Origin of the sequence: Faecalibacterium sp. 7, assembly GCF_049562865.1 — a bacterium.
In the GTDB taxonomy this organism is placed as follows: Bacteria; Bacillota; Clostridia; order Oscillospirales; family Ruminococcaceae; genus Faecalibacterium; species Faecalibacterium wellingii.
Genome location: NZ_CP186911.1, coordinates 1,710,815 through 1,733,930 on the forward strand (window position 1 = coordinate 1,710,815; position 23,116 = coordinate 1,733,930).

Below are 23,116 nucleotides of genomic sequence, written 5' to 3' on the forward strand. Positions count from 1 at the left end.
TAGTGAAGCAATCACTTAGAGCATTTTTGTTTCAGGAGGTACAGCTATGAGAAACGAAAAAATCACCCCACTGTACGAGCGCCTGAGCCGGGACGATGAGTTACAGGGCGAGAGCAATTCCATATCCAACCAAAAACAGATGTTAGAGGATTTTGCCCGCCGGAATGGGCTGTCCAACCCTACGCACTTTACCGATGATGGTATCTCAGGCACCCGTTTTGACCGCCCCGGATTTTTGGCGATGATGGAGGAAGTGGAGGCAGGGCGTGTAGAGGCAATCGTCATCAAGGACATGAGCCGGTTAGGGCGTGACTATCTGAAAGTCGGCCAGGTCATGGAGATTTTGCGGCAGCGCGGCGTACGGTTAATTGCCATCAACGATGGCGTGGACAGTCTGAAAGGCGACGATGATTTTACGCCCTTCCGCAATATCATGAATGAGTTTTACGCCCGCGACACCAGCCGGAAAATCCGATCTGTGTTTAAGTCAAAAGGCATGAGCGGTAAGCACCTGACAGGCACCGTGATTTACGGCTACTTGTGGGATGAAAAGCGGGAACATTGGCTGGTAGATGAGGAAGCCGCCGAAGTGGTACGCCGTATCTTTTCCCTCACGCTGGAGGGATATGGGCCTTATCAGATCGCTTGCAAGTTGTCCGCAGACCGGATTGAAATTCCTGTCGTACACCTTGCCCGATTCAACGAAGGTGTGAACCGTTCAAAGCCGGTCAAAGACCCCTATGGATGGGGATCATCTACCATCGTGAACATTTTGAAAAAGCGAGAGTATTTAGGGCACACCATCAATTTCAAGACCCGCAAGCACTTTAAGGACAAGAAAAGCCACTATGTTTCTGAGGACGAATGGACGATCTTTGAGAATACCCATGAAGCCATTATCGACCAGCAGACCTTTGATTTGGTGCAGAAAATCCGCAGCAATGTACGGCGTTATCCAAACGGCTGGGGCGAAGCGGCTCCCCTCACAGGCTTGCTCTATTGTGCAGATTGTGGCGGCAAGATGTATGTCCACCGCACCAACAATGGCAGGCGGATTTCTCAATATACCTGTTCCAATTATACCAAAATTCCGTGTGGGACACTATGCCCCACTCAACACCGTATCAATGAGAGTGCTGTTCTGACATTGGTTTCCGACACGCTCCGGGCTATCGCTGAATATTCCAGAAATGACCGGACGGAATTTATTCACACTGTTCAGGAGACGCAGGTTGCTCAACAGAGTGCCGATATATCGAAAAAGCGCAGGCGTTTGGCTGCTGCCCAAAAGAGAGCCGGAGAACTGGAAAAACTGATTTGCAAAATCTATGAGGACAACGCCCTCGGCAAGCTGCCGGATGCACGATATAAGGCGCTTGATGCACAGTATGCCAAAGAGCAGGATGCACTTGAGATTGAAATTGCAGAGCTGGAAAAGGCTGTTACCGGCTATGAGCAGAGCCAGAAATCAGCAGAGAAATTTATAGCCCTGATTGATAAGTACGAGAATTTTGACACGCTGACAAACACCATGCTCAACGAGTTTATAGAGAAAATCCTTGTCCACGAACGCGCCCGAAAAGGCAGCCAGGACACCACGCAGGAAATTGAAATCTACTTCAATTTTTTAGGACGCTATATCCCACCATCCTTACAGCCGGTTCCTTTAACCCCGGAGGAACAGGAAGAACTGCAGAAAAAAGAAGAACGCAAGGACAGGCTTCATCAGAATTATTTGAAGCGGAAAGCCAGCGGCGCACAGAAACAGTATGAGGACAAAATCAAGGCGAAGAAAAAAGCGGAAATGGACGCTAAGAAAGCCCTGATCCGGGCTGAGGATATGAAAAAAGGCGTTTTTTCTACTGTCGGACAGCTGCCGAAAGAAGAACCACGCAAAGGCAGCATAGCAGCCAGCGCAGCAGTCTAATCATCACGAAGCAAAGGAGAATGAATATGAGTAAGTTGACTTACATTCGTTGTGGAGATTATGATATACCCAACCTAAAACTTTCTGAACAGCCGGAAACTTCTATCAGCAAGTACGGCAGAATGCGAAAATCCTACCTAAAGGAACATCGCCCCATTCTCTACAACCATCTGCTGATGAGCGAGAAGCTGTATCCACACCTGTTAGAGATTGAGCGGACAGCACAGGGGCGTGTGGAAACCATGTTGCCTCACATGATGGAAGTTGCGGGTGTCACGGAGGAACTGAAAGCCTGTGACCCTATGCGCTGGATGGGGCTGATGAACACGCTGAAAGCGCAGGCAGAAGAAATCATATTAGCAGAATTGATTAACGACTGATTCCCTAACAATAAATTACAATATAATCAAAAAGACGAAGTTAGTGTAAATAGACTGACTTCATCTTTTTTGATTCCTATATTCTTCTGGGGATTTTCCATAAACTTTACGGAAAGTGGCCGCAAATTTACTTGCATTGGCATAGCCCAAATGCTCTGCAATATTGCCGATTGTCAAATTCGGTTTTGACATCAATAAAAGCGCATACCGCATTTTTGCCTGTCGGATATAAGCCCCAATAGGAACACCATACATGGCTTTGAATGATTCTCGAAGTTTGGTCTGCCCCATTGCTGCTATTTTGCAAAGCTGCGAGAGTTCTGGTGGGTTTAAAATATTCTGTTCAATAGCCAGACGTACAGATTCCAGCGCCTTTTTCTCTTGTTTGGAAAGAGACTGGTGTTTAGATGCTATCTCCTGTCGCTGTTTATGAAAGTTGCCTGCCACAATAGAAAGCAGTTCACCTACTTTGCTTTCGTAGTAAAGACGGGAGGTTTCGCCAGCAATCAGTTTATCCCGTATCTGCAAAAACAGGGTTCCAATTTCCGGGGTATTATAATCAAAAGCTTTCCAATCATAAACCTCTGCATAGTCAAAATCGTCCGGGGTAAAACGGTCTTGCAGATTTTTCTCTATGTAATCTTCAAACAGCAAAACTGACGCATAGCTGATTGGTATATTGGGTTGATATAATACTCGCCCCTGTGACGGCTTATTTAGATAAAGGTGGATTCCCTCTGTGATAGGTTGGGCTTTCCGCCCATTCTGGATCAGGGTAACACCGCCGGATTCCAAATAATAAATTTTCACCAGCTTTTGATTGATCTCATATTTGCGTTCCATTGAGGCGTATGGTATCCAGCTTCCGGTTGACAGGAATAATCCATCTGTCGGTTGAACCTGATAGATATTTCCATAGCCTTGTCTGTTTTGCGGCTGCAAGGTGCAGATTCCATTATGATTATCCTGTCGAAAATGATAATCATGCAGATAAAAAGAAGCATCCCCTAATTCGTGCGCGGCCTGTGTAGAATCGGTCTGCATCCTGCTCACCCCCGTTTCTTATGTAGTCGGAATAATCCGCAGTATCTTTTTTTATGCCCCAAAATGTCGCAAAGGCTGTCAGCAAAACCACAAAAAGCACTGATATATCCGGTTGTTTTTCCACTTTTAACTCCTGTTTTGACCTTTTTTGCCGGATTTGACACCCAAAAAATCACTGAGTAGAATGACATTACTGGCTGGTTAGCTGACTCTAATCACAGCAATTTTATCACGATTTTGTGCGTAGGTCAATGAGGCTTCTGCCAGCAAATAATAAATAGGAGGACGTTGAAAATGTCTAATTCACAACAAATGAAAAAAGGGCTGTCTGTGCGTGATTTGATTACCACCGGCATCCTTGCTGCTTTGTACATGGTATGCGCCATGATTGGCGAGGCTATCTTTGGGTTCTTCCCTGTACTGACTTTCCTTTGCCCGCTGTCTATTGCGCTGCTGTGCGGCCCGGTTTATATGCTGATACTGGCGAAGGTGCCGAAGCATGGCCCAATCATTGTCACCGGTATTTTGGTAGGAGGTGTACTGTTCGTACTCGGTATGTACTGGTCTATGTGTTTGGCATATTGTATTCTCGGCGTTGTGGCCGATCTGCTGGCCGGTTCCGGGAACTTTAGAAACAAAGGGCGTAACCTGTTGTCCTACATGATTTTTGTTCTCAGCCCAGTTTTCTCCTACGGTATGCTTTGGTTTGACCGCGACGCCTATGTGCAATATTTGGTAGAAAAGGGAACAGAACAGACCTATATGGACACAATGGTTTCAACCGCGCAAAACTGGATGCTCCCGGCAATGATTATCGGCGTGTTGATCTGTGCTGCTATCAGCGGTCTTGTAGGCCAGAAACTATTGAAAAAGCATTTTGAAAAGGCCGGAGTAGTGTAATGGAGATGCAACTGCAAACAAAAGACACACTTGCCACATTACATTTAGACCCTCGCACAAAACTATATCTGTTGATCGTCGGAAATGTTGCGTTGTTCCTTGCGCCCTCTTTACTCTATGAGATTGCGCTGGTTGTATGCGTTGTGATTCTCGGCATCCTTGTAGGAGCAAAGCGGTTTACGGTAAGAATGGCTGCTGTCTATGCGGGAATGGTTGTTCTGCATATCATTGGAACAAATTATTTGACAGGGACTTTGCAGATTGCGATTGTAACATTTACCGTATTTATCCGTAAAATCTTTCCTTGTGCCATGCTCGGAGGTATTTTAGTCAGCACGACAAGGGTAAATGAATTTATGGCGGCCATGAACCGTATTCATATGCCAAAAGCAATGGTTATTCCTCTGACGGTCATGCTCCGCTATTTTCCTATGGTGCATGAGGATTGGGGCTATATCAGCGACGCCATGCGGATGCGCGATGTAGCTCCAACCGTCAAAAGTCTGCTGACCCATCCGGCCCGAACAGTGGAATGTATCTATGTTCCGATGATGATGTCAGCACTGAAAGTGGCGGATGAATTGTCGGCGGCGGCTGTTACAAGGGGGCTGGAAAATCCGAAGCCCCGAACCTGCTTGCAGGAAATCCACTTTAGTGTTGCGGATGCCGTATGCTTTATCCTGTTCACTTTGTTTATGTCAGTGTCAATCTGGCTGAAATTGAAAGGGGGTGCAGGCTAATGATCCGTTTTGACAAGGTTTCTTTTACCTATCAGGAATCATTACAAAATGGCGGACTGCGCGATGTTGATTTGACAATCAACAAAGGCGAGTGTGTGCTGTTGTGTGGGCGAAGCGGCTGTGGGAAAACCACATTGACCCGTCTTGTGAATGGCCTGATTCCATACTTTTATCCGGGAGAAGTCACCGGAACAACCTATGTTGACGGTAAAAATATACAGGATTATCCCATATATGAAGTGTCCGAGTATGTGGGGTCTGTATTCCAAAATCCACGCTCTCAATTTTTTAATGTAGATACAGACAGTGAAATCTCCTTTGGAATGGAAAATCTGACTTATCCAAGGGAAAAAATGAAAGAACGCATTTCAAAGACAGTTGCGGATTTAGATATAGCACATCTGACGGGGAGAAGCATATTTGAATTGTCTGGCGGTGAAAAACAAAAGGTGGCGTTTGCGTCCATCTATGCTATGTCTCCGAGTATTTACTTGTTAGATGAACCATCGTCCAATCTGGATATGGATGCTATTGAGGATTTGCGGCGTACACTTGAACTCCTAAAGAAACAAGGCAAGACCATTCTAATTGCAGAACATAGGATTTATTATCTGAGGGAATTAGTTGACCGCATTGCGTATATGGAAAACGGGGCTATATCTGCTGTGTTTTCTCCAAGCCAGTTTCTTTCTATTCCTGAAGAACAGCGGCATAGTATGGGACTTCGCGCTTTAGATTTGTCAAAGGTACAGCCAAGGGTCTTTGCTGAAAATTCTCAAAAGCCGATTTTGGAAGTCAGGAACTTATCCTTGTTCTATAAGAAAAAGCTGGTTCTGGACGATTTGAATTTGAGTGCGGCACCGGGAGAAATCATAGGAATTATCGGCCATAATGGAGCCGGAAAATCTACATTTTCCAGAACACTATGCGGTCTGCACACAAACTGTACGGGAAAGATTCTTTGGGATGGTAAAGAACTGAACGCAAAGAGCCGATTAAAACATTCCTATATGGTGATGCAGGACGTAAGCTATCAGTTATTTGCCGATACATTGGAAAAGGAATGTGTATTTGGAATTAAGCATCCTGATCTGGATGCAGCAAAACAGGCAATGGAATGGCTGGGTATTTATGAGTACCGTACGCATCATCCCAATACACTTTCCGGGGGCCAGAAGCAGCGTGCGGCCGTGGCAGTAAGTATGGTATGCCGTAAGGATGTTTTAATTTTTGATGAACCGACTAGCGGACTTGATTATGACAGCATGATTCAGGTTGCAGGGTTATTTCAAACGCTTTCTAAAATGGGAAAGGTAATTTTTGTTGTAACCCATGATTACGAATTTTTAGCGGTAGCCTGTACAAGAGTGATTCATTTAGATAACGGAAAACAGCAGGAAGATTACCCACTTTCCTACGACAATCTGCATCGACTACGCGATTTTTTCTTGCGGTCAGAAAGGAGGCAGAACCTTGAGGAGAATGGAAAATGACCTCCTGTTCTTCCATGAGCTGATCGGTAACTGTTCCGTTGAAAAGGATTCAAAGATATATACAATTTCTCCAAAATTTGGGAAAGGCACCATGCAGAGCTTTGAAGTGATGCCTGGTGCTGAAATTGTTTATAGCAATGTTCATATCACAACTCCAATTCAAAAGAACATCCAATGTAAGGATCGTTTTATTGAAGTCACCTATTGCTTTCATGGGCGAGTGAATATGCTGTTCAGCAACCAGCCGGAGATGGTTATGAGCGACCATTATATTTCTGTTTTCAATGGTGCAAGCCACCTGAAAAGCTGTGATTTTGGGAAAAACCCTTTTGTTGGTGTTTCAGTGGTGGCTTATCTGCCGCAGATTATAAACAGCCTGAATATCATGCTGGGGACAATCGCGTTTGACGAGGACATGGATTTTCAAGGGCTTTTTACAGCGGGCGGCTGTTTTATAGCACCAGCGACAAAAAGCGTGGAGCATATTTTTACCGAACTGCTCTTGCTGCCGGAACAGTACCGCAATTACCTTATGCGTATTAAAGTCATGGAACTATTGCTATACCTGGTTGGCAAAATGGAGTATCGGACAGATTTTGGAATTTCACTATTCCGCAAGGAGGAGATGAATTGTAATGAGTGATGTAAAAGCTCTGTTTGGACTAATTGATAAGAAAAATAAGCGTCGCCTGATCGGCGCGGTAATCTGCTGCGTCCTGTCTGTTTTGTGCGGCATCCTGCCCTATTTGGGCGTTTGGGGCATTGTGACCTGTTTTCTGAATGAACGGACAGAGAATCTTTTTCAATATGTGTGCCTGATTGCCGCAGCAATCATTTTGAAACATCTGCTGTTTGGAACCGGCACAAAAATCTCTCACAAGGTAGCCTACCAGACATTGGGGGAAACCCGTAAAAAGCTGTTCCGTAAAATTGCCCGTTTACCAATGGGCTATGTGAAAACAACGGCATCCGGGCAGGTCAAAACGATCATTATGGACAATATGGAACAGTTGGAGACATTTTACGCCCATAACATTCCAGAGATTATTTCTGGTCTCGCTGTACCGCTATGTATGGAAATCCTGCTGGCGATATTGGACATTAGGGTAGCCGGTATCATGCTGATTCCGGTCGTTCTGTTTATTCTTGTCGGTATTCTTATGATTATCGTTCAGATGAAAAAAATGGACGAATTTAATCAGGCGTTTGCCGACGTCAGCGTTAAGACGGTGGAATATGTCAACGGTATGAAAGAACTGAAGATATTTGCCGCCGACGAATCCACTTATGGCCGCCTGTCAGAAAGCATCCGCACTTACAGCACCGTTGTAACAGAGTGGTTCCAAAGCTGCTTGAAATATGTTGCTTTCAATCATGCCGACTTAAACAGCAACCTTGTGTTCTTGTTTCCACTTGCCGGTTTGATGTACCTCTCCGGCAGCGTGACAGCGGCCAGCTATATTATGTATCTGTTTATGGGGCTTGCCATGCTGATTCCGTTGGAAACTGTTTCTAATAACTTTGATTATATCGGCATGAACGCTTCTGTTGCAAAAAAGATAGACGAAATTCTGAAGCTGGATGAAATGGCGGATACGACCTCGAAGGCAGAACTTTCCGACCACACGATTGTGTTTGAACACGTTACATTTTCCTATGGGGAAGGACAGCCGGTATTAAAAGATGTCTCAATTACTGTTCCTGACGGAAAAGTAACTGCGCTCGTCGGTGTTTCCGGCAGCGGTAAAAGTACGGCGGCCAGCCTGATCTGCCGGTTTTGGGATATAACCGGGGGACAGATTTGCCTGGGAGGCGTACCGCTGAACCAGATTCCGCTATCCGATCTGATGTCCCAGATCTCCTTTGTGACCCAGAATACGTTCCTATTCAAAAAGAGTATCCGGGAAAACATTATGATGGGAAACCCAGAGGCCACGGAGGAAGAAATGATGCAGGCAGCAAAGGATGCCGTATGTCACGACTTTATTATGCGGCTTCCAAAGGGCTATGACACAGTGATAGACAAGGAAACCAAGTTGAGCGGTGGCGAAAAACAGAGAATCACATTGGCAAGGGCAATTCTGAAAAATGCGCCGGTTGTGATTCTTGACGAGGCAACGGCTTACATTGACGCCGACAATGAAGATTTACTGCAAAAGGCGCTGGCTAAATTATCAGAGGGAAAAACCGTACTCGTAATAGCGCACCGTCTTTCTAGTATCAAGGAAGCTGATTCGATTGTGGTTCTGGAACAAGGCAAAGTGATTGACTGCGGCACACATGATGAATTGATAAACCGTTGCTCCCCGTATCGGGATATGTGGGCGGCCTTTGAGCAATCCGATCAATGGAAAATGGGAGGTGTAAACGCATGATTGCTATGATACGGAAATTCTTAGACCTTGCAGGCGAGCGCAAAAAGCAGCTTTATCTTGCGTGGCTGTTTCAGGCGTTGACCTCAATTTGTGAGGGCGCGATATATTTCATGCTGTTCCTTGCGATAAAAGATATTTTGGGCGGCTCGTTTACAAGGGAAAAACTGATACAGTATAGCCTTATGTTTCTGGTTTATACTGTCCTGCATTTTATTTTTTATTACTTTACGATTGTAAAGCAGCGCCCGGTATCTTATGCCATGATGCGGGATGAACGTCTTTCGATTGCGGCGAAAATCAAACAGTTTCCGCTCTACTACTTTACAAAAGACAAGATCAGCCAGCTTACATCTTTGTTTACAACTGATTTAAGTTTCGTGGAAATGAATATCATGGAGATTATTGCCGGTTTCGTTTCTAGCATGATAATGACGGTTGTATTTGCTCTGATGCTGCTTAGTGTGGACTGGCGTATGGCGCTTCTTCTGTTTGTGGGGATCATCCCCGGCTATATCCTCTACCAGCAGTTTCAAAAGAGCATGGTTCAACTGGGAGAGCAGAAGAAAAATGCACAGGTGGTAATGATTGATTCCACACTGGAATATGTACAGGGCATGGAAACGATCAAGGCATACCGGCTGGAGCAATCCGGTAAGCTCGTGGAGAATCAGGTGGACAGATATTGCACGGCTTCTGACCGTTATGAAGCGACGCTGACGAATTGGAGCATGGGTTATAAGATCTGCCTGAATCTGGGCCTGTTTTTGAGCTTGGGTGTTGGCATTGCAATGGTTCGTTCTGGTTCATTAACCCCGGCAACCTATTTGTTTTTTGCAATTATGGGCATTATTTTTTACCGTCCGCTGGAAGCTCTGATGGGTTCCTTTGCCATGATGAATCTTGCAAACGCATCGTTGGATAACATAGCAGAAATCAACAACCTGCCGACTGAAAATGAAAAACAGGGAACTACACAGTTTGCAGATACACAAGCCGATGTACGGTTTGAAAATGTATCGTTTAGCTATGATGGAAAGCGTGAAGCAGTTAGTCATGTAAGTTTTTCAGCTAAACCTGGAACGATCACTGCATTGGTTGGCCCTTCTGGAAGCGGCAAATCCACTCTGCTTAATTTAATTCCGGGATTTATAACGCCGAAAAACGGGCGGATTCTGTTGAATGGGAAAGATGCGGCAGCATTAAAGCATAGTGATCTGGTGCGTCATGTGAGTGTCGTTTTTCAGGAAGTATATCTTTTTCAGGATACCATGATGAATAATATCCGGATGGGAAACCAGAGCACAACGGACGAGCAGGTGGTAGAGGCGGCAAAAAAGGCTCACTGTCACGAATTTATAGAAAAGCTCCCACAGGGCTATCAAACGGTTATCAGCGAGGGCGGCGCAAGCCTTTCCGGTGGAGAGCGTCAGCGCGTCGCTATTGCGAGGGCAATTTTGAAAGATTCCCCGATCATTCTTTTAGATGAGGCGCTGTCCAGTCTGGATGCCGAAAATGCCGTAGCAATACAGAAGGGCATAGAAGAAATGATTAAGGGCAAGACGGTGTTCCTTGTATCACACACTTTGTCCTATATCCAAAATTCAGATCAGATACTTGTCCTATCTGACGGCATATTGCAAGGCTGTGGGAAACATGAAGAACTGTTGCAGACCGTGCCGCTTTATCAAACTATGTGGGAAAAAGAGAAATCTATTAAAAACTGGAAGCTGGCATAATGAGCAGCAAGAACAAACTTCATGCGTCCGGGGAGGACTACCTGGAAACCATCCTTGTTCTCCAAAAGAAACGCGGTATGGTACGCTCCGTAGATGTGGCCCGGCACATGGAGGTGTCAAAGCCCAGCGTGTGCCATGCAGTGGCTATCTTGCGGGACGGCGGCTTTCTTACAATGGACGAAGATCACTTTCTCCATCTGACCGATGTGGGCCGCGAGGTAGCCGAAAAAATCTACGAGCGTCACTGCTTCTTTACCGAGCAGCTTATCGCCGCAGGCGTTGACCCCAGGACTGCGGAGGCTGACGCCTGCCGGATTGAACACATCATCAGCGATGAGAGCTTTTCACGGCTGAAAGAGGCAGCCGAACAGGAACAAACCTAAACCAAATAAGACAAGCGATCCTGCCCCGCAAGACGGGGAAAGAAAAAAACCGTTGCAGGGCAGGCAGCTTCGTGCGCCCATAATGGATTTTCCGGGTACTGCGGCGGTTTTGAGTAACATCAAGGCCGCCGTTCCTTATGCCCTCAACAAAGGAGTGACGACTACACGCTGACACGGCGGCTTTAGGAGGGAACCGCCATGAAGCACATTGACCGCCGACAAATTCAGACGATATTTCACTACCGTCAAAAAAAGCCCAGTCAACGAACAGGCCCCGTCTGGTAGCCGGTGCGAAAATTGTCATTCTGTAAGTGAATATTGGAGTTTTTGCGCTCGAATAGCTTTTTGCTGTCCGGGCGCTTTTTTGTCCCTATGGAGCCGGAACATCGGGCCAGCATGGCCCGAACCCTGGCCCCAGTGCCGCGCCCCGCCGCCTCATTCAGATTTACCCAAAAAATCTGAATGGAGGAAAGGCAGATGGAAGTTACCATCAATTATAACGGACAAGCTGTGGCCGTGGAGGTCACGCTGGAAGTCTATGAATTTCTTGACCGGGCCGATCACAAAACGGAGAACCTGTTCCATGAACAGCGGCGGCATTGGGATGGCCGGGAGTTTGACGAGTACATCATTACCACCGAGGGTGTAGGGGTCTACGGCGAAACGCCGGAGGAATACCTTTGCCGCATGGAAACGCTGCATGAGCTGATGGCTGTTCTGGACACCTGTACCGAGGCCCAGCGCCGCCGGTTCCTGCTCTATGCGCTTGACGGGCTGAGCCTTGCAGAGATCGGTGTGCTGTGCGGCTGCTCCAAAGTGGCTGTTTATCAAAGTGTGGAGGCAGTCAGAAAAAAATTTATAAATTTCTTTGAGAACAGGCTTAACGAATGACCTGTTTTCTGGCTACCAAGTGAAAGGGATCATTTCCCTTATCTCAGCGAGGGGCGGACAGCGGACGAGCTGCCCGCCTCTCCGATTTTCAGGAGGTAAGCCTATGAAAACAATCAATCTGCGGTGGATGTATCCCCACTACCGGCATGACGAGTTTGTGGATGTTACGGACGAGGTATGGGCAGCGATGTATCAGGCCCAGCGGAAGATGGAGAACTATGAGCGTCGGAAAGTCTACCACCGCGCCTACTACTCTCTGGACGCATACAGCTGGCTGGAAAATTACGCACTGGAACACAGCAGATCGCCGGAAGATATTTTGCTGGAACGAGAAGAAATGACCACCCGCCTATACCTGATTGCAGCTCTGCCGGTGGCTCTGGCTCATGCCACTCCGACACAGGCCCGCCGTGTTCACGCCTACTACATTGCTGGTATCAAGCAGCCGGAAATCTCTCGGATAGAGGGCGTCCACAGCAGCAAGGTTAGCGTTGCCATCCGCCGGGGTCTGCGGAATATGCGCCGTTGCTATGATGGCCTTTTCCAAACAGAGTGAGGGCATGCCTATGCAGACCATCAATCTCAAACAATATTATCCATTTTGCAAAGAGGACATTTTTGTGGAGGTGTCCGATGAGATCGTCGAAGCGTTTCTTCTGGACAAGAGAGCCGAGGCCGCCAGAGATCGCAAGATGTTCCGGTATAAGGCGTTTTATTCCCTCGATTGTAACGATGGAATCGAAAATGCCGCCATCGGCTGGGCGCAGCCATCGCCGGAGGACTACCTGATAGAAAAAGAAGAATTAGACGAATACGAAGAATTGATACGGCGATTGTACGAAGCCATTTCTTCCCTGCCGCCTATGCAGGCCCGCCGTGTCCACGCCCGCTATATGCTGGGTATGAAAGTGAAAGATATTGCCGCAATGGAGGGTATCACGCCATCACAGGCGGGAAAATCCATCCATGCCGCACTGCGGAGGCTGCGCCGGTACTTTGCTCGACAGAAATGGACGGTCAATCTATGAGTATTTCCAAAGAAAAGAGGTGCCTGACATGAACGAAAAAATTACAGCCCACCCACAAAAAGAAGAACGGGAGAAAGTCCTGAAGGAGATTCGGCAGTTTGAAAACCGAAAGAAGATTTTGGAGAACAAGCAGCGGAACGAAGAACGCAGGGTTCGCACCCGCCGCCTGATTGAGCGCGGAGCCATTTTGGAGGGTATTTTTCCGCTGGCTCCCAACCTTTCCGGCGCAGAGGTCAAAGCATTTCTGATTGCCCTGTCCCATCTTCCGGGGGCTGTGGAATTGACTGCAAACCTGCCAAAATCCGGGGACACGCCATAAGTCCCTTGTTTACAAGGGCGCACTTATACACCGTTGCCGGTGCTGTGCGCCCTGCCGGGGGCATTGCGTACTTCGTCCGCGATGGGAAGCTACGCTCCCCAAACCCCTTGTGCGCTCTGCGCAGCCAGACACCCGCTTTGCGTTTGTCCGGCTCCACAGAGCCTGTTATCCCCTCACTGAAAGGAGGTGTTCCCCATAGATTTCTGTCATATCCCCGTCAGTATCATCAAGCGCAGCGCGGGCCGTTCTGCTGTTGCCGCAGCTGCTTACCGCAGCGGAACCAAGATGACAAATGAATGGGATGGAATGACCCACGACTACACCCGGAAAGGCGGCATTGTCCATGCGGAGATCATGCTGCCTGCCCACGCGCCGCCGGAATTTGCAGACCGATCTATCCTCTGGAACAGCGTGGAGCAAATCGAGAAAGCAAGGGACAGCCAGCTTGCCCGCGAGATTGAAGCAGCCCTGCCCCGTGAACTGTCCGGTGAACAGCAGCTTGCCCTTGTGCGTGCCTATGTGAAGGACAACTTTGTAGACAAAGGAATGTGCGCCGACTTTGCTATCCATGACAAGGGAACCGGCAACCCTCATGTCCATATCATGCTGACGCTCCGGCCTCTGAAAGAAAATGGACAGTGGGGTGCAAAGTGCCGCAAGGCATACGATCTGGACGAGAACGGCCAACGCATCCCGGACGGGAAAGGCGGCTGGAAGAACCACCGGGAGGACACCACCGACTGGAACGACAAAGGGAATGTGGAGATTTGGCGGGCGGCATGGGCGGCCTGCACCAACCGGGCATTGGAGGCCGCCGGTCATCCCGCCCTGGTAGACCACCGCAGCTACAAGCGCCGGGGCATTGATAAAATCCCCTCTGTCCATCTGGGGCCAGCCGCCAGCCAAATGGAAAAGCGCGGCATCCGCACCGACAAGGGCGAAGTAAACCGGCAGATCGCCGCCGACAACAAGCTGCTGAAAGAAATCAAAGCCCGCATTACCCGTCTTTATCGCTGGTCGAAAGCCGAAACGGAAAAACCACAAACACAGCAAAGCAACTTGACAGCTTTGTGGGAGGCCCAGCAGCAGTTGGACGCTCCCCGCACCCGCACCGGCAAAATCCGGGCTTTGCAGGAAAGCGCTGCACTATTCAGCTTTTTGCAGGCAAACGGCATCCAGTCTATGCAGCAGCTTCATGAAAAAATCGCTGATATGAACAGATGTTACTATGACCTGCGGGGAAAAATCGTCAAGGCTGAGCGCCGGATCGCCATTCTTACCGAACGCGGGGAGATGTGGGAACAGTACAACCAGTACAAGTCCATCCACAAGCAGCTTGCCAAAGTAAAGCCGGAAAAACGGGAACAGTTTGAACAGCGCCACAGCCGGGAACTGATTCTGTATGACGCAGCGGCCCGGTATCTGAAAGAACTGAAAGACAGAGGCGAGGGGATAACCCCGAAGGCATGGCAGCGGGAGATCGACCAGCTGGCCGCTGGAAAGCAGACGGACACGCTTGCCATGAAATCCATGCGGGAGGATTTGAAAGCAGTGGAACGGCTCCGCAAAACCGCCGAGCAGCTGTCCAGACAGGAACGGGACAATTCTCACGACCGGGAGCCGGAGCGGTAAGGGCTACCGCGTTTCACGACATACTTTTGCACACAGAAAAACCGCCGTACAGGTTTCCCCATACGGCGGCAGACTGTTTATTTGCCGAACAAGTCGCTGTGTGTGCCGGTGCGGGCCAGCGTCAGCACCAGAACATCATCTTCTATGCGGTAGACAAGCAGCCAGTCCGGGAGAATATGACATTCCCGATGGCCTGCCCAATCGCCGGACAGGTCATGGTCACGGTTCTTATCCGGCAGCGGTTCGCCCATTGCCAGCAATGCTACGACCTGCTCCAGCAGCTCTATCTTCAAGCCACGCTTGATGGCTCGTTTGTAGTCTTTTTTGAAACTGGTCGTGTACTTGACGGTATATTTGGTTTCTTTCATCTTTTCAGGTCAGCAAACAACTCGTCAAGGTCATTGTAGCCCTTTACAGACGGGTCTTTTGCAATCCTTTCCGCTTCCAGCATGGCAGCAACCGTTTCTTTGTTCGGCTGTTCCAGCCTTACTTCAAAGGGAATGCCGCCTTCACGAAGCGACTGGCGCACAAAGATGTTAAACGCCGTAGTCAGGTTCATGCCAAGTTCAGTAAACAGTGCGTCCGCCTGCGCTTTCAAATCTGCGTCCATGCGGATACTGATGTTTGTGGTATTTCCAGCCATACGATCAACCCCTTTCTGCTGGCAATTATAGTATATGCCATTCGCACGAAGAAAACAATACTTTGCACGAATATTTAATAATAAATTCATTCAAGGAGGTTACCGGCTTTATGAAAGAAATCATTTATGAAGAACAATAAGTCTGAACCTATCCCCGTCATGGATTACCGCCAGTACCGCAGAGTGCGGAGGCTGGTGCATGAGTGCTGCAACTATGACGGCGGTAACTGTATCGCCCTGGACGATGGGGAGGAATGTGTCTGTGTCCAGTCTATTTCCTACTCCCTGTTGTGCAGGTGGTTTCGGGCGGCGGTATTGCCGCAGGATAAGGAACTGGAAACGGCGCTGTTCCACCGGCTGAATGCTAAGAAATGCTCCGTATGCGGGGCGCTGTTTACCCCCGGTTCCAACCGAGCCAAATACTGCCCGGAATGTGCCGCACGCATGAAGCGGATCAACGCCGCAAAGCGCAAGCGGAAACAACGGGAGAAATGTCACGCTTTAGGGGCTGAAAAACCCTTGTAAATCAAGGATTTTTTCGAGGGTGTCAAAGGCAGGCTGATAGATTTATCCTCTGACCCCTAAAACGGCCTTAAAATGCGTATAGAATCCCCAGAGAACCCCCAGAGAACCCCCAAGGAGGAACCCTATGTCAGACAACCGAAAATATTATTACCTGAAACTCAAAGAAAACTATTTTGACGATGATTCCATCGTGCTGCTGGAAAGTATGCAGGATGGTGTGCTGTATTCCAACATTCTGCTCAAGCTGTATCTGAAATCGCTGAAACATGGCGGGCGGCTCCAGCTTGACGAGGACATCCCCTACACGGCGCAGATGATCGCCACCATTACCCGCCAGCAGATCGGCACTGTGGAGAGAGCCTTGCAGATCTTTTTGAAGCTGGGTCTTGTGGAAGTGCTGGACAGCGGCACCTTCTACATGAGCAATATTGAACTGCTGATCGGCCAGTCCTCCACCGAGGCCGAGCGAAAGCGTGCGGCGAGGCTCCAAAACAAGGCTCTTTCCGCGCCCCGGACAAACGGCGGACATTTGTCCGACATTCGTCCACCAGAGATAGAGATAGAGTTAGAGAAAGAGATAGAGATAAAGAGAGAGATAGAGAAGGGACGCTCCGCCCGCGCCTATGGCCGTTACCAGAATGTTTTCCTGTCGGACGAGGAACTGGCAGACTTGCAGGCCAGCTTTCCTGCTGTATGGGAACAGTACATCGAAAAAATGTCCGAGTACATGGCTTCTACCGGCAAGCGGTATCAGAGCCATGCCGCCACCATCCGGCGCTGGGCCGGTGAGGACGCGAAGAAAGCAGCCCCGCCCACCCGCAACCGGGATTACAGCGTAAAGGAAGATGAAACCGTATGATTGAGATTACCGCAGAAATCCGGGCGCTGATCGACAAGGCAGCCGCCGGTGTGGAACTGGCCGGGGACGAGTACATAGACCCGGCAGACGGCCTCATTCACTGTAAGAAGTGCGGCGGCCAGAGGCAGACCGTTGTGCCATGCTTTGGAAAACCAGGCTACTTCATGCCCCGCTGCATCTGCCAGTGCCAGCAGGAGGCCGAGGAACAGCGCAAGGCTGCTGAAGAACGGCAGCGCCGCATGGAGCGTATCAAACGCCGAAAGGCACAGGGCTTGCAAGACCGCTATCTCTATGACTACACCTTTGCCAACGACAACGGCCAAAACCCATTGATGGACAAGGCCCGCGCCTACGTGGAGAACTGGAAGGAGGCATACAGGAACAACACCGGCCTGCTTCTGTTTGGGGATGTGGGAACTGGCAAGTCCTTTTTCGCCGGTTGTATCGCCAACGCCCTGCTTGACCGGGATGTGCCGGTGCTGATGACGAACTTTCCCACCATCCTGAACCGTCTGACGGGAATGTTTTCCGAGGACAGGGCCGACTTTATCGCCAGCTTTGACGAGTACGACCTGCTTATCATTGACGATTTGGGTGTGGAGCGCAGTACCGAGTATGCGATGGAGCAGATGTTTTTCGTCATCGACAGCCGCTACCGCAGCCGCAGGCCCATGATTATCACAACAAACTTGAAACTGTCTGAGCTGAAAAACCCGCCTGATCTGGCCCACGCCCGTATCTATGACCGTATTCTGGAACGGTGTGCGCCGATTCTTTTTGACGGGAAGAATTTCCGGGAAGAAAATGCCGGTGCTACCCGACAAACAGCAAAAGACATTGTAAACAGTAAGCAAGACTGATTTTTTACCGGGCGGCACAGACCCGTTCGGAGAAAGGAGCGCCATGAACAAAGAACCCCGTACTATGCAGGCGGCAGACGCCGTTACTGCGTCCAGAGCGCCGAAAAACACGCCAGCGATGGTAAAGAAAATCGGCAAGACAACCTACAAAGTTCATGTTCATTTCAGCAATACCAGCACAGAAACCATGAGCGATAAAATCAAGCGTATGCTCAAAAATGAAATTCAGCAGATGTGACAGACTGATAAACTAAGCCGCCTTGTGCTAAACTGATAGTGGTACGCACCAAAACTTTTATCTAAGGAGGACATGAAAATGCTGTACACAGAAAAAGAGAAAAATGAGATTGAGCGCGTCCGTAAAGTGTTCGAGAAACACATCCAACAAATGACTGCTTATGATTTGGTTTGGTCGGACAAGGTCGGCTATGTGTGGCTGGCAATATCTATCGACCCAGTCTATATTGATACCGGCAACTGGATAGAGTCCGCTGCTGGCCTTTGTTATGAGTGCTTGAATGATATAGCACTGGATGTTTTTGGAATGACCGGAAACGACCATGACTTCGAGGACGCCGATCCGCTGGAACTGGCCGAGATTAAGCGGCGCTGGGAGCCATATATCGGCCAACTGCCGGAATATGCGTACCTTTGCGACGAACTGTTAAGCAGGAGCAAATAACCCATCCGCAAAAGTGTCAGGAGCTAAAATCTGCTTCTGGCACTTTTTTTGTGGCTTTTTTGTGAATTTGATGAAAAAGTCCTTGACTTTTCGTCTCTGGCAAGACAGCCAAAAGCATCTTGATTTCCTGCGGTGCAAGGCTGGCTCCCTTTGATATTCCCCAACTTCGGGAGATCATGTCTTATGACGAGCTGGAGCTGGATAAGCTGGGGGATGAAAAATCGGCGCTGTTCTTTCTTATCAGCGACACGGACACCACCTACAATTTTTTGGTTGCCCTCGCTTTTTCGCAGATGTTCAACCTTCTGTGTGAACGGGCTGACAACACCTATGGCGGGCGTCTGCCCTACCATGTGCGGGTGCTGTGGGACGAGGCAGCCAATACCGGACAGGTGCCGGGGCTGGAAAAGATCGTGGCCGTCATCCGCTCCCGTGAGATCAGCCTGACACTTTTTTATCAGGCAATGAGCCAGTGCAAGGCATTGTACAAAGACCATTCCGAAACCATCATGGGAAACATGGACAGTATCGTGTTCCTCGGAGGCCGGGAGGCTTCCACCCTAAAGGATATTTCGGAAAACTGGCTGGGCAAGGCCACCATCTCCATGCAGACCGAGGGCAGAAGCCGTGGACAGTCTGAAAGTTACAGCCAGAATACGCAGCGGCTTGGCCGGGAGCTGATGACCACCAGCGAGATCACCACCATGCCCGGAGATAAATGTATCTTGCAGCTTAGGGGGCTCCCGCCTTTCCTGTCCCCGAAGTATGACTTGAAAAAGCACCCGAATTACAAGTACACAGCCGAATTTGATAAAAAGAAAAACGCCTTCCGCTTGGAAAGCCTGTTCCGCCACCGGCCATTGAGACTAAAGCCGGAGGACGAATACACGGTGTACGAAGTGGACGGCTCCGACACGGACGAAGAAGCTGACCTGTTGAATTTCGATGATCTGGACAGCGACGAGTTTGTGTAACTTCGGGCCATGATGACCCGAAGCGCCGCCGATGTGGGCGGCTTTTTTTGTACCCAAAACCATCAAACAAACAAAATGGAGGAACGTATATGGAATTTTTCAATCAGGCAATCGACATTCTTAAAATTCTGGTCATGGCTCTTGGCGCTGGTCTGGCGGTATGGGGCGTCATCAACCTTCTGGAAGGTTACGGGTCGGACAACCCTGCGGCAAATGCTCATGTACGGTAAGGAAGCAAGCAACCGAAAACAAGAGATAGACCGCCAGCACTACACTATTCCGAACCAAAGACCAAAAGATAAGCATTGTGGGAAAATCTAAACTTTTGGATTTTCCTACAATGCCAACTACGGCGGAATCCCTCCCACTCCTTATATCTTTCTGTATACATTGAATTTGTATTTAGTAAAATGCAGACAACACCACGGATCGGCTTTTGGTTGGACAATTCCAACCAAACACCACAGCAGACAGCAGAAAACATTCTGAACGCTAGGAAGCCGGTATGATTGTTACATATAAGGGGAAGAAAAATTTCTTTTAGGTACTTGCTTTCCTAAAACTGATGTGATACAATACTGATGTGATACAATGATTTAATCCAGAAAAGGAGTAAAAAATATGCGGCAAGGTATTCTTAAATAAAACTATAATCAAATAGTGGGAACAAAGGATTATGATAGCTCCTTTTGTAGGGGCTTAGTTTTTTGTACCCAATTTAAGAATACTTTTGCCTTATCAATTTTGACATATCCCCAAAAACAGCAATCACAAACAGGTGTATGCTGTATATGTGTATGTCCGCAACTTATAATCCCCAGTGGTAAAAGTATTTTACTGCTGGGGATTTTTATGCCCTTTGGGGCTGTAAAGGGAGGACAATCACATGAAAATAATCAATATTGGAATTCTTGCCCATGTAGACGCTGGAAAGACGACCTTGACGGAGAGCCTGCTATATGCCAGCGGAGCCATTTCAGAACCGGGGAGCGTCGAAAAAGGGACAACGAGGACGGACACCATGTTTTTGGAGCGGCAGCGTGGGATTACCATTCAAGCGGCAGTCACTTCCTTCCAGTGGCACAGATGTAAAGTTAACATTGTGGATACGCCCGGCCACATGGATTTTTTGGCGGAGGTGTACCGCTCTTTGGCTGTTTTAGATGGGGCCATCTTGGTGATCTCCGCTAAAGATGGCGTGCAGGCCCAGACCCGTATTCTGTTCCATGCCCTGCGGAAAATGAACATTCCCACCGTTATCTTTATCAACAAGATCGACCAGGCTGGCGTTGATTTGCAGAGCGTGGTTCAGTCTGTTCGGGATAAGCTCTCCGCCGATATTATCATCAAGCAGACGGTGTCGCTGTCCCCGGAAATAGTCCTGGAGGAAAATACCGACATAGAAGCATGGGATGCGGTCATCGAAAATAACGATGAATTATTGGAAAAGTATATCGCAGGAGAACCAATCAGCCGGGAAAAACTTGCGCGGGAGGAACAGCAGCGGGTTCAAGACGCCTCCCTGTTCCCAGTCTATCATGGCAGCGCCAAAAATGGCCTTGGCATTCAACCGTTGATGGATGCGGTGACAGGGCTGTTCCAACCGATTGGGGAACAGGGGGGCGCCGCCCTATGCGGCAGCGTTTTCAAGGTTGAGTACACCGATTGCGGCCAGCGGCGTGTCTATCTACGGTTATACAGCGGAACGCTGCGCCTGCGGGATACGGTGGCCCTGGCCGGGAGAGAAAAGCTGAAAATCACAGAGATGCGTATTCCATCCAAAGGGGAAATTGTTCGGACAGACACCGCTTATCAGGGTGAAATTGTTATCCTTCCCAGCGACAGCGTGAGGTTAAACGATGTATTAGGGGACCAAACCCGGCTCCCTCGTAAAAGGTGGCGCGAGGACCCCCTCCCCATGCTGCGGACGACGATTGCGCCGAAAACGGCAGCGCAAAGAGAACGGCTGCTGGACGCTCTTACGCAACTTGCGGATACTGACCCGCTTTTGCGTTGCGAAGTGGATTCCATCACCCATGAGATCATTCTTTCTTTTTTGGGCCGGGTGCAGTTGGAGGTTGTTTCCGCTTTGCTGTCGGAAAAATACAAGCTTGAAACAGTGGTAAAGGAACCCACCGTCATTTATATGGAGCGGCCGCTCAAAGCAGCCAGCCACACCATCCATATCGAGGTGCCGCCCAACCCGTTTTGGGCATCCATCGGACTGTCTGTTACACCACTCCCGCTTGGCTCCGGTGTACAATACGAGAGCCGGGTTTCGCTGGGATACTTGAACCAGAGTTTTCAAAACGCTGTCAGGGATGGTATCCGTTACGGGCTGGAGCAGGGCTTGTTCGGCTGGAACGTAACGGACTGTAAGATTTGCTTTGAATACGGGCTTTATTACAGTCCGGTCAGCACGCCGGCGGACTTCCGCTCATTGGCCCCGATTGTATTGGAACAGGCATTGAAGGAATCAGGGACGCAACTGCTGGAACCTTATCTCTCCTTCACCCTCTATGCGCCCCGGGAATATCTTTCCAGGGCTTATCATGATGCACCGAAATACTGTGCCACCATCGAAACGGCCCAGGTAAAAAAGGATGAAGTTGTCTTTACTGGCGAGATTCCCGCCCGCTGTATACAGGCATACCGTACTGATCTGGCCTTTTACACCAACGGGCGGAGCGTATGCCTTACAGAGCTGAAAGGATATCAGGCCGCTGTCGGTCAGCCGGTCATCCAGCCCCGCCGTCCAAACAGCCGCCTGGACAAGGTGCGCCATATGTTTCAGAAGGTAATGTAAAGATACATAATCGTCAAGACGGCAACAATCAGAAGTTATGGAGGGTAACAATGGAATATAGTAAGGAAGATTTAATGGAAGCAAAAAAGCAAATTTGGGGAGTGGGAGAGAACATGGGAACAGAGGAAAGTAAAAAAATCTGGGAGGAGAACGCACAATTTTGGGATAATGCAATGGGTGACGAATCTAATGAATTTCACAGAGAGGTAGTGCGCCCCAAAGTAACGGAACTTCTATCTCCTAATCCTGCGGATTACATTTTGGATATTGCGTGTGGCAATGGAAATTATTCTTCGTATCTTGCACAAAGAGGTGCTTCGGTTGTCGCTTTTGATTACAGCAAAAAAATGATAGAATTGGCTAAAAGACGGCAATCACAATATGCAAAACAAATTGAATTTTGTGTGGCGGATGCGACCGATAGAAAAAGTATATTAGAATTAAAAAGAAATCGAGCCTTTACGAAAGCAGTTTCTAATATGGCAATTATGGATATTACGGACATTGAACCACTTCTTATGGCTGTTTATGAACTGTTGCAGGAAAGCGGAATTTTTGTCTTTGCAACGCAACACCCTTGTTTTGTCACGTTGACTGAAAAATATATGACACCGCACAGTTACTATGATATAGCGATTGAAGGGCAACCGAAAGAGCAGATTTATTATCATCGTTCCATACAAGATATTTTTAACCTTTGTTTTAGAGCTGGATTTGTCATTGATGGATTTTATGAAGAATGTTTCAAAACCAACAAAGAAATTCCTATGGTAATGATAGTAAGGCTTAAGAAGGTAAAACGTGATAGCTTAAAATAAATTCAAGTTTGTCGGGTAAATAGCAAACCCAGCCGAGCCAGTCAACGATAAAATGAACGCCGCTTCGCGCCGTCGTTGACAGCCCCGCCCGTCTTTGCTGG

The 23,116-nt window shown here is 48.5% G+C and carries 24 protein-coding genes and 2 pseudogenes; 23 read left to right on the plus strand and 3 right to left on the minus strand.

What is annotated here, in order from left to right:
- Nucleotides 1-46: 46 nt before the first annotated feature.
- Nucleotides 47-1,927 (plus strand): DUF4368 domain-containing protein, encoded by a 1,881-nt coding sequence (locus tag ACKXF7_RS08340; RefSeq protein ID WP_423741049.1) that lies wholly within the window; start codon nucleotides 47-49, stop codon nucleotides 1,925-1,927.
- Between the two features lie 26 nt (nucleotides 1,928-1,953).
- On the plus strand, nucleotides 1,954-2,307 hold the full coding sequence (locus ACKXF7_RS08345; RefSeq protein ID WP_423741050.1) for a TnpV protein: 354 nt from the start codon (nucleotides 1,954-1,956) through the stop codon (nucleotides 2,305-2,307).
- Nucleotides 2,308-2,367: 60 nt separating this feature from the next.
- Here ACKXF7_RS08345 and ACKXF7_RS08350 read toward each other — a convergent pair whose 3' ends face one another.
- Nucleotides 2,368-3,351: a helix-turn-helix transcriptional regulator gene (locus ACKXF7_RS08350; RefSeq protein WP_050004277.1), complete on the minus strand. Its 984-nt coding sequence runs from the start codon at nucleotides 3,349-3,351 to the stop codon at nucleotides 2,368-2,370.
- Nucleotides 3,352-3,645: 294 nt separating this feature from the next.
- Between ACKXF7_RS08350 and ACKXF7_RS08355 the strand changes: the two genes are divergently transcribed.
- The 12 genes from ACKXF7_RS08355 (at nucleotide 3,646) to mobQ (ending at nucleotide 14,848) form a co-directional block, all read left to right on the plus strand.
- Complete coding sequence (locus ACKXF7_RS08355) at nucleotides 3,646-4,251, plus strand: MptD family putative ECF transporter S component (RefSeq protein WP_015533385.1); 606 nt, start codon at nucleotides 3,646-3,648, stop codon at nucleotides 4,249-4,251.
- Nucleotides 4,251-4,991 carry an energy-coupling factor transporter transmembrane component T gene (locus tag ACKXF7_RS08360; RefSeq protein WP_050004278.1) on the plus strand — a complete coding sequence of 247 codons (741 nt, stop codon included), beginning with the start codon at nucleotides 4,251-4,253 and terminating at the stop codon, nucleotides 4,989-4,991. The genes ACKXF7_RS08355 and ACKXF7_RS08360 overlap by 1 nt, the downstream gene beginning before the upstream one ends.
- A complete protein-coding gene (locus tag ACKXF7_RS08365; RefSeq protein ID WP_423741051.1) occupies nucleotides 4,991-6,484 on the plus strand; it encodes an ABC transporter ATP-binding protein in 1,494 nt (497 codons plus the stop codon). The genes ACKXF7_RS08360 and ACKXF7_RS08365 overlap by 1 nt, the downstream gene beginning before the upstream one ends.
- A complete protein-coding gene (locus ACKXF7_RS08370) occupies nucleotides 6,474-7,127 on the plus strand; it encodes a hypothetical protein (RefSeq protein WP_215686387.1) in 654 nt (217 codons plus the stop codon). Before ACKXF7_RS08365 ends, ACKXF7_RS08370 begins: the two co-directional genes overlap by 11 nt.
- Nucleotides 7,120-8,859 carry an ABC transporter ATP-binding protein gene (locus ACKXF7_RS08375; RefSeq protein WP_423741052.1) on the plus strand — a complete coding sequence of 580 codons (1,740 nt, stop codon included), beginning with the start codon at nucleotides 7,120-7,122 and terminating at the stop codon, nucleotides 8,857-8,859. Before ACKXF7_RS08370 ends, ACKXF7_RS08375 begins: the two co-directional genes overlap by 8 nt.
- A complete protein-coding gene (locus ACKXF7_RS08380) occupies nucleotides 8,856-10,595 on the plus strand; it encodes an ABC transporter ATP-binding protein (protein ID WP_423741053.1) in 1,740 nt (579 codons plus the stop codon). Before ACKXF7_RS08375 ends, ACKXF7_RS08380 begins: the two co-directional genes overlap by 4 nt.
- Entirely contained in the window at nucleotides 10,595-10,978 is a 384-nt protein-coding gene (locus ACKXF7_RS08385; protein WP_024724761.1) for a metal-dependent transcriptional regulator, read from the plus strand. Before ACKXF7_RS08380 ends, ACKXF7_RS08385 begins: the two co-directional genes overlap by 1 nt.
- A 477-nt stretch (nucleotides 10,979-11,455) precedes the next feature.
- The gene (locus tag ACKXF7_RS08390) at nucleotides 11,456-11,869 is read left to right on the plus strand and encodes an RNA polymerase sigma factor (RefSeq protein ID WP_007860240.1); all 414 of its coding nucleotides are present in this window, start codon (nucleotides 11,456-11,458) and stop codon (nucleotides 11,867-11,869) included.
- A gap of 103 nt (nucleotides 11,870-11,972) precedes the next feature.
- Nucleotides 11,973-12,425, plus strand: coding sequence for an RNA polymerase subunit sigma-24 (locus ACKXF7_RS08395; RefSeq protein WP_349072943.1), 453 nt, complete (start codon nucleotides 11,973-11,975; stop codon nucleotides 12,423-12,425).
- Between the two features lie 10 nt (nucleotides 12,426-12,435).
- Nucleotides 12,436-12,897, plus strand: a complete 462-nt coding sequence (locus ACKXF7_RS08400; protein WP_423741054.1) for an RNA polymerase sigma factor — start codon at nucleotides 12,436-12,438, stop codon at nucleotides 12,895-12,897.
- A 28-nt stretch (nucleotides 12,898-12,925) separates the two neighbouring features.
- Complete coding sequence (locus ACKXF7_RS08405) at nucleotides 12,926-13,216, plus strand: DUF3847 domain-containing protein (RefSeq protein ID WP_423741055.1); 291 nt, start codon at nucleotides 12,926-12,928, stop codon at nucleotides 13,214-13,216.
- A gap of 186 nt (nucleotides 13,217-13,402) precedes the next feature.
- A complete protein-coding gene (gene mobQ / locus ACKXF7_RS08410; RefSeq protein ID WP_423741056.1) occupies nucleotides 13,403-14,848 on the plus strand; it encodes a MobQ family relaxase in 1,446 nt (481 codons plus the stop codon).
- Nucleotides 14,849-14,925: 77 nt separating this feature from the next.
- On the opposite strand, the gene ACKXF7_RS08415 is transcribed toward mobQ, so the two are convergent.
- Together ACKXF7_RS08415 and ACKXF7_RS08420 are read right to left on the minus strand one after the other, a co-directional pair.
- Nucleotides 14,926-15,216, minus strand: coding sequence for a type II toxin-antitoxin system YafQ family toxin (locus ACKXF7_RS08415; protein WP_002596328.1), 291 nt, complete (start codon nucleotides 15,214-15,216; stop codon nucleotides 14,926-14,928).
- Nucleotides 15,213-15,491 (minus strand): type II toxin-antitoxin system RelB/DinJ family antitoxin, encoded by a 279-nt coding sequence (locus ACKXF7_RS08420; RefSeq protein ID WP_005924829.1) that lies wholly within the window; start codon nucleotides 15,489-15,491, stop codon nucleotides 15,213-15,215. The genes ACKXF7_RS08415 and ACKXF7_RS08420 overlap by 4 nt, the downstream gene beginning before the upstream one ends.
- Nucleotides 15,492-15,617: 126 nt before the next feature.
- Between ACKXF7_RS08420 and ACKXF7_RS08425 the strand changes: the two genes are divergently transcribed.
- From ACKXF7_RS08425 to ACKXF7_RS08465, 9 genes and pseudogenes are all read left to right on the plus strand, one after another.
- Entirely contained in the window at nucleotides 15,618-16,016 is a 399-nt protein-coding gene (locus ACKXF7_RS08425) for a cysteine-rich VLP domain-containing protein (protein ID WP_423741057.1), read from the plus strand.
- 124 nt (nucleotides 16,017-16,140) lie between these two features.
- The gene (locus ACKXF7_RS08430) at nucleotides 16,141-16,875 is read left to right on the plus strand and encodes a phage replisome organizer N-terminal domain-containing protein (protein ID WP_423741058.1); all 735 of its coding nucleotides are present in this window, start codon (nucleotides 16,141-16,143) and stop codon (nucleotides 16,873-16,875) included.
- Nucleotides 16,872-17,735, plus strand: a complete 864-nt coding sequence (locus ACKXF7_RS08435; protein ID WP_423741059.1) for an ATP-binding protein — start codon at nucleotides 16,872-16,874, stop codon at nucleotides 17,733-17,735. The genes ACKXF7_RS08430 and ACKXF7_RS08435 overlap by 4 nt, the downstream gene beginning before the upstream one ends.
- A gap of 43 nt (nucleotides 17,736-17,778) precedes the next feature.
- Nucleotides 17,779-17,973, plus strand: coding sequence for a transposon-encoded TnpW family protein (locus ACKXF7_RS08440; protein WP_423741060.1), 195 nt, complete (start codon nucleotides 17,779-17,781; stop codon nucleotides 17,971-17,973).
- A 78-nt stretch (nucleotides 17,974-18,051) separates the two neighbouring features.
- The gene (locus tag ACKXF7_RS08445; protein ID WP_118014053.1) at nucleotides 18,052-18,417 is read left to right on the plus strand and encodes a hypothetical protein; all 366 of its coding nucleotides are present in this window, start codon (nucleotides 18,052-18,054) and stop codon (nucleotides 18,415-18,417) included.
- A 95-nt stretch (nucleotides 18,418-18,512) separates the two neighbouring features.
- A pseudogene (locus ACKXF7_RS08450) lies at nucleotides 18,513-19,391 on the plus strand (VirD4-like conjugal transfer protein, CD1115 family); the annotation flags it as partial.
- Nucleotides 19,392-19,480: 89 nt separating this feature from the next.
- Nucleotides 19,481-19,609, plus strand: a pseudogene (locus ACKXF7_RS08455) (Maff2 family mobile element protein); the annotation flags it as partial.
- A gap of 668 nt (nucleotides 19,610-20,277) precedes the next feature.
- Nucleotides 20,278-22,197, plus strand: a complete 1,920-nt coding sequence (gene tet(W) / locus ACKXF7_RS08460; protein ID WP_418265575.1) for a tetracycline resistance ribosomal protection protein Tet(W) — start codon at nucleotides 20,278-20,280, stop codon at nucleotides 22,195-22,197.
- Between the two features lie 50 nt (nucleotides 22,198-22,247).
- A complete protein-coding gene (locus ACKXF7_RS08465; RefSeq protein WP_002586626.1) occupies nucleotides 22,248-23,015 on the plus strand; it encodes a class I SAM-dependent methyltransferase in 768 nt (255 codons plus the stop codon).
- The last annotated feature ends 101 nt before the right edge of the window (nucleotides 23,016-23,116 follow it).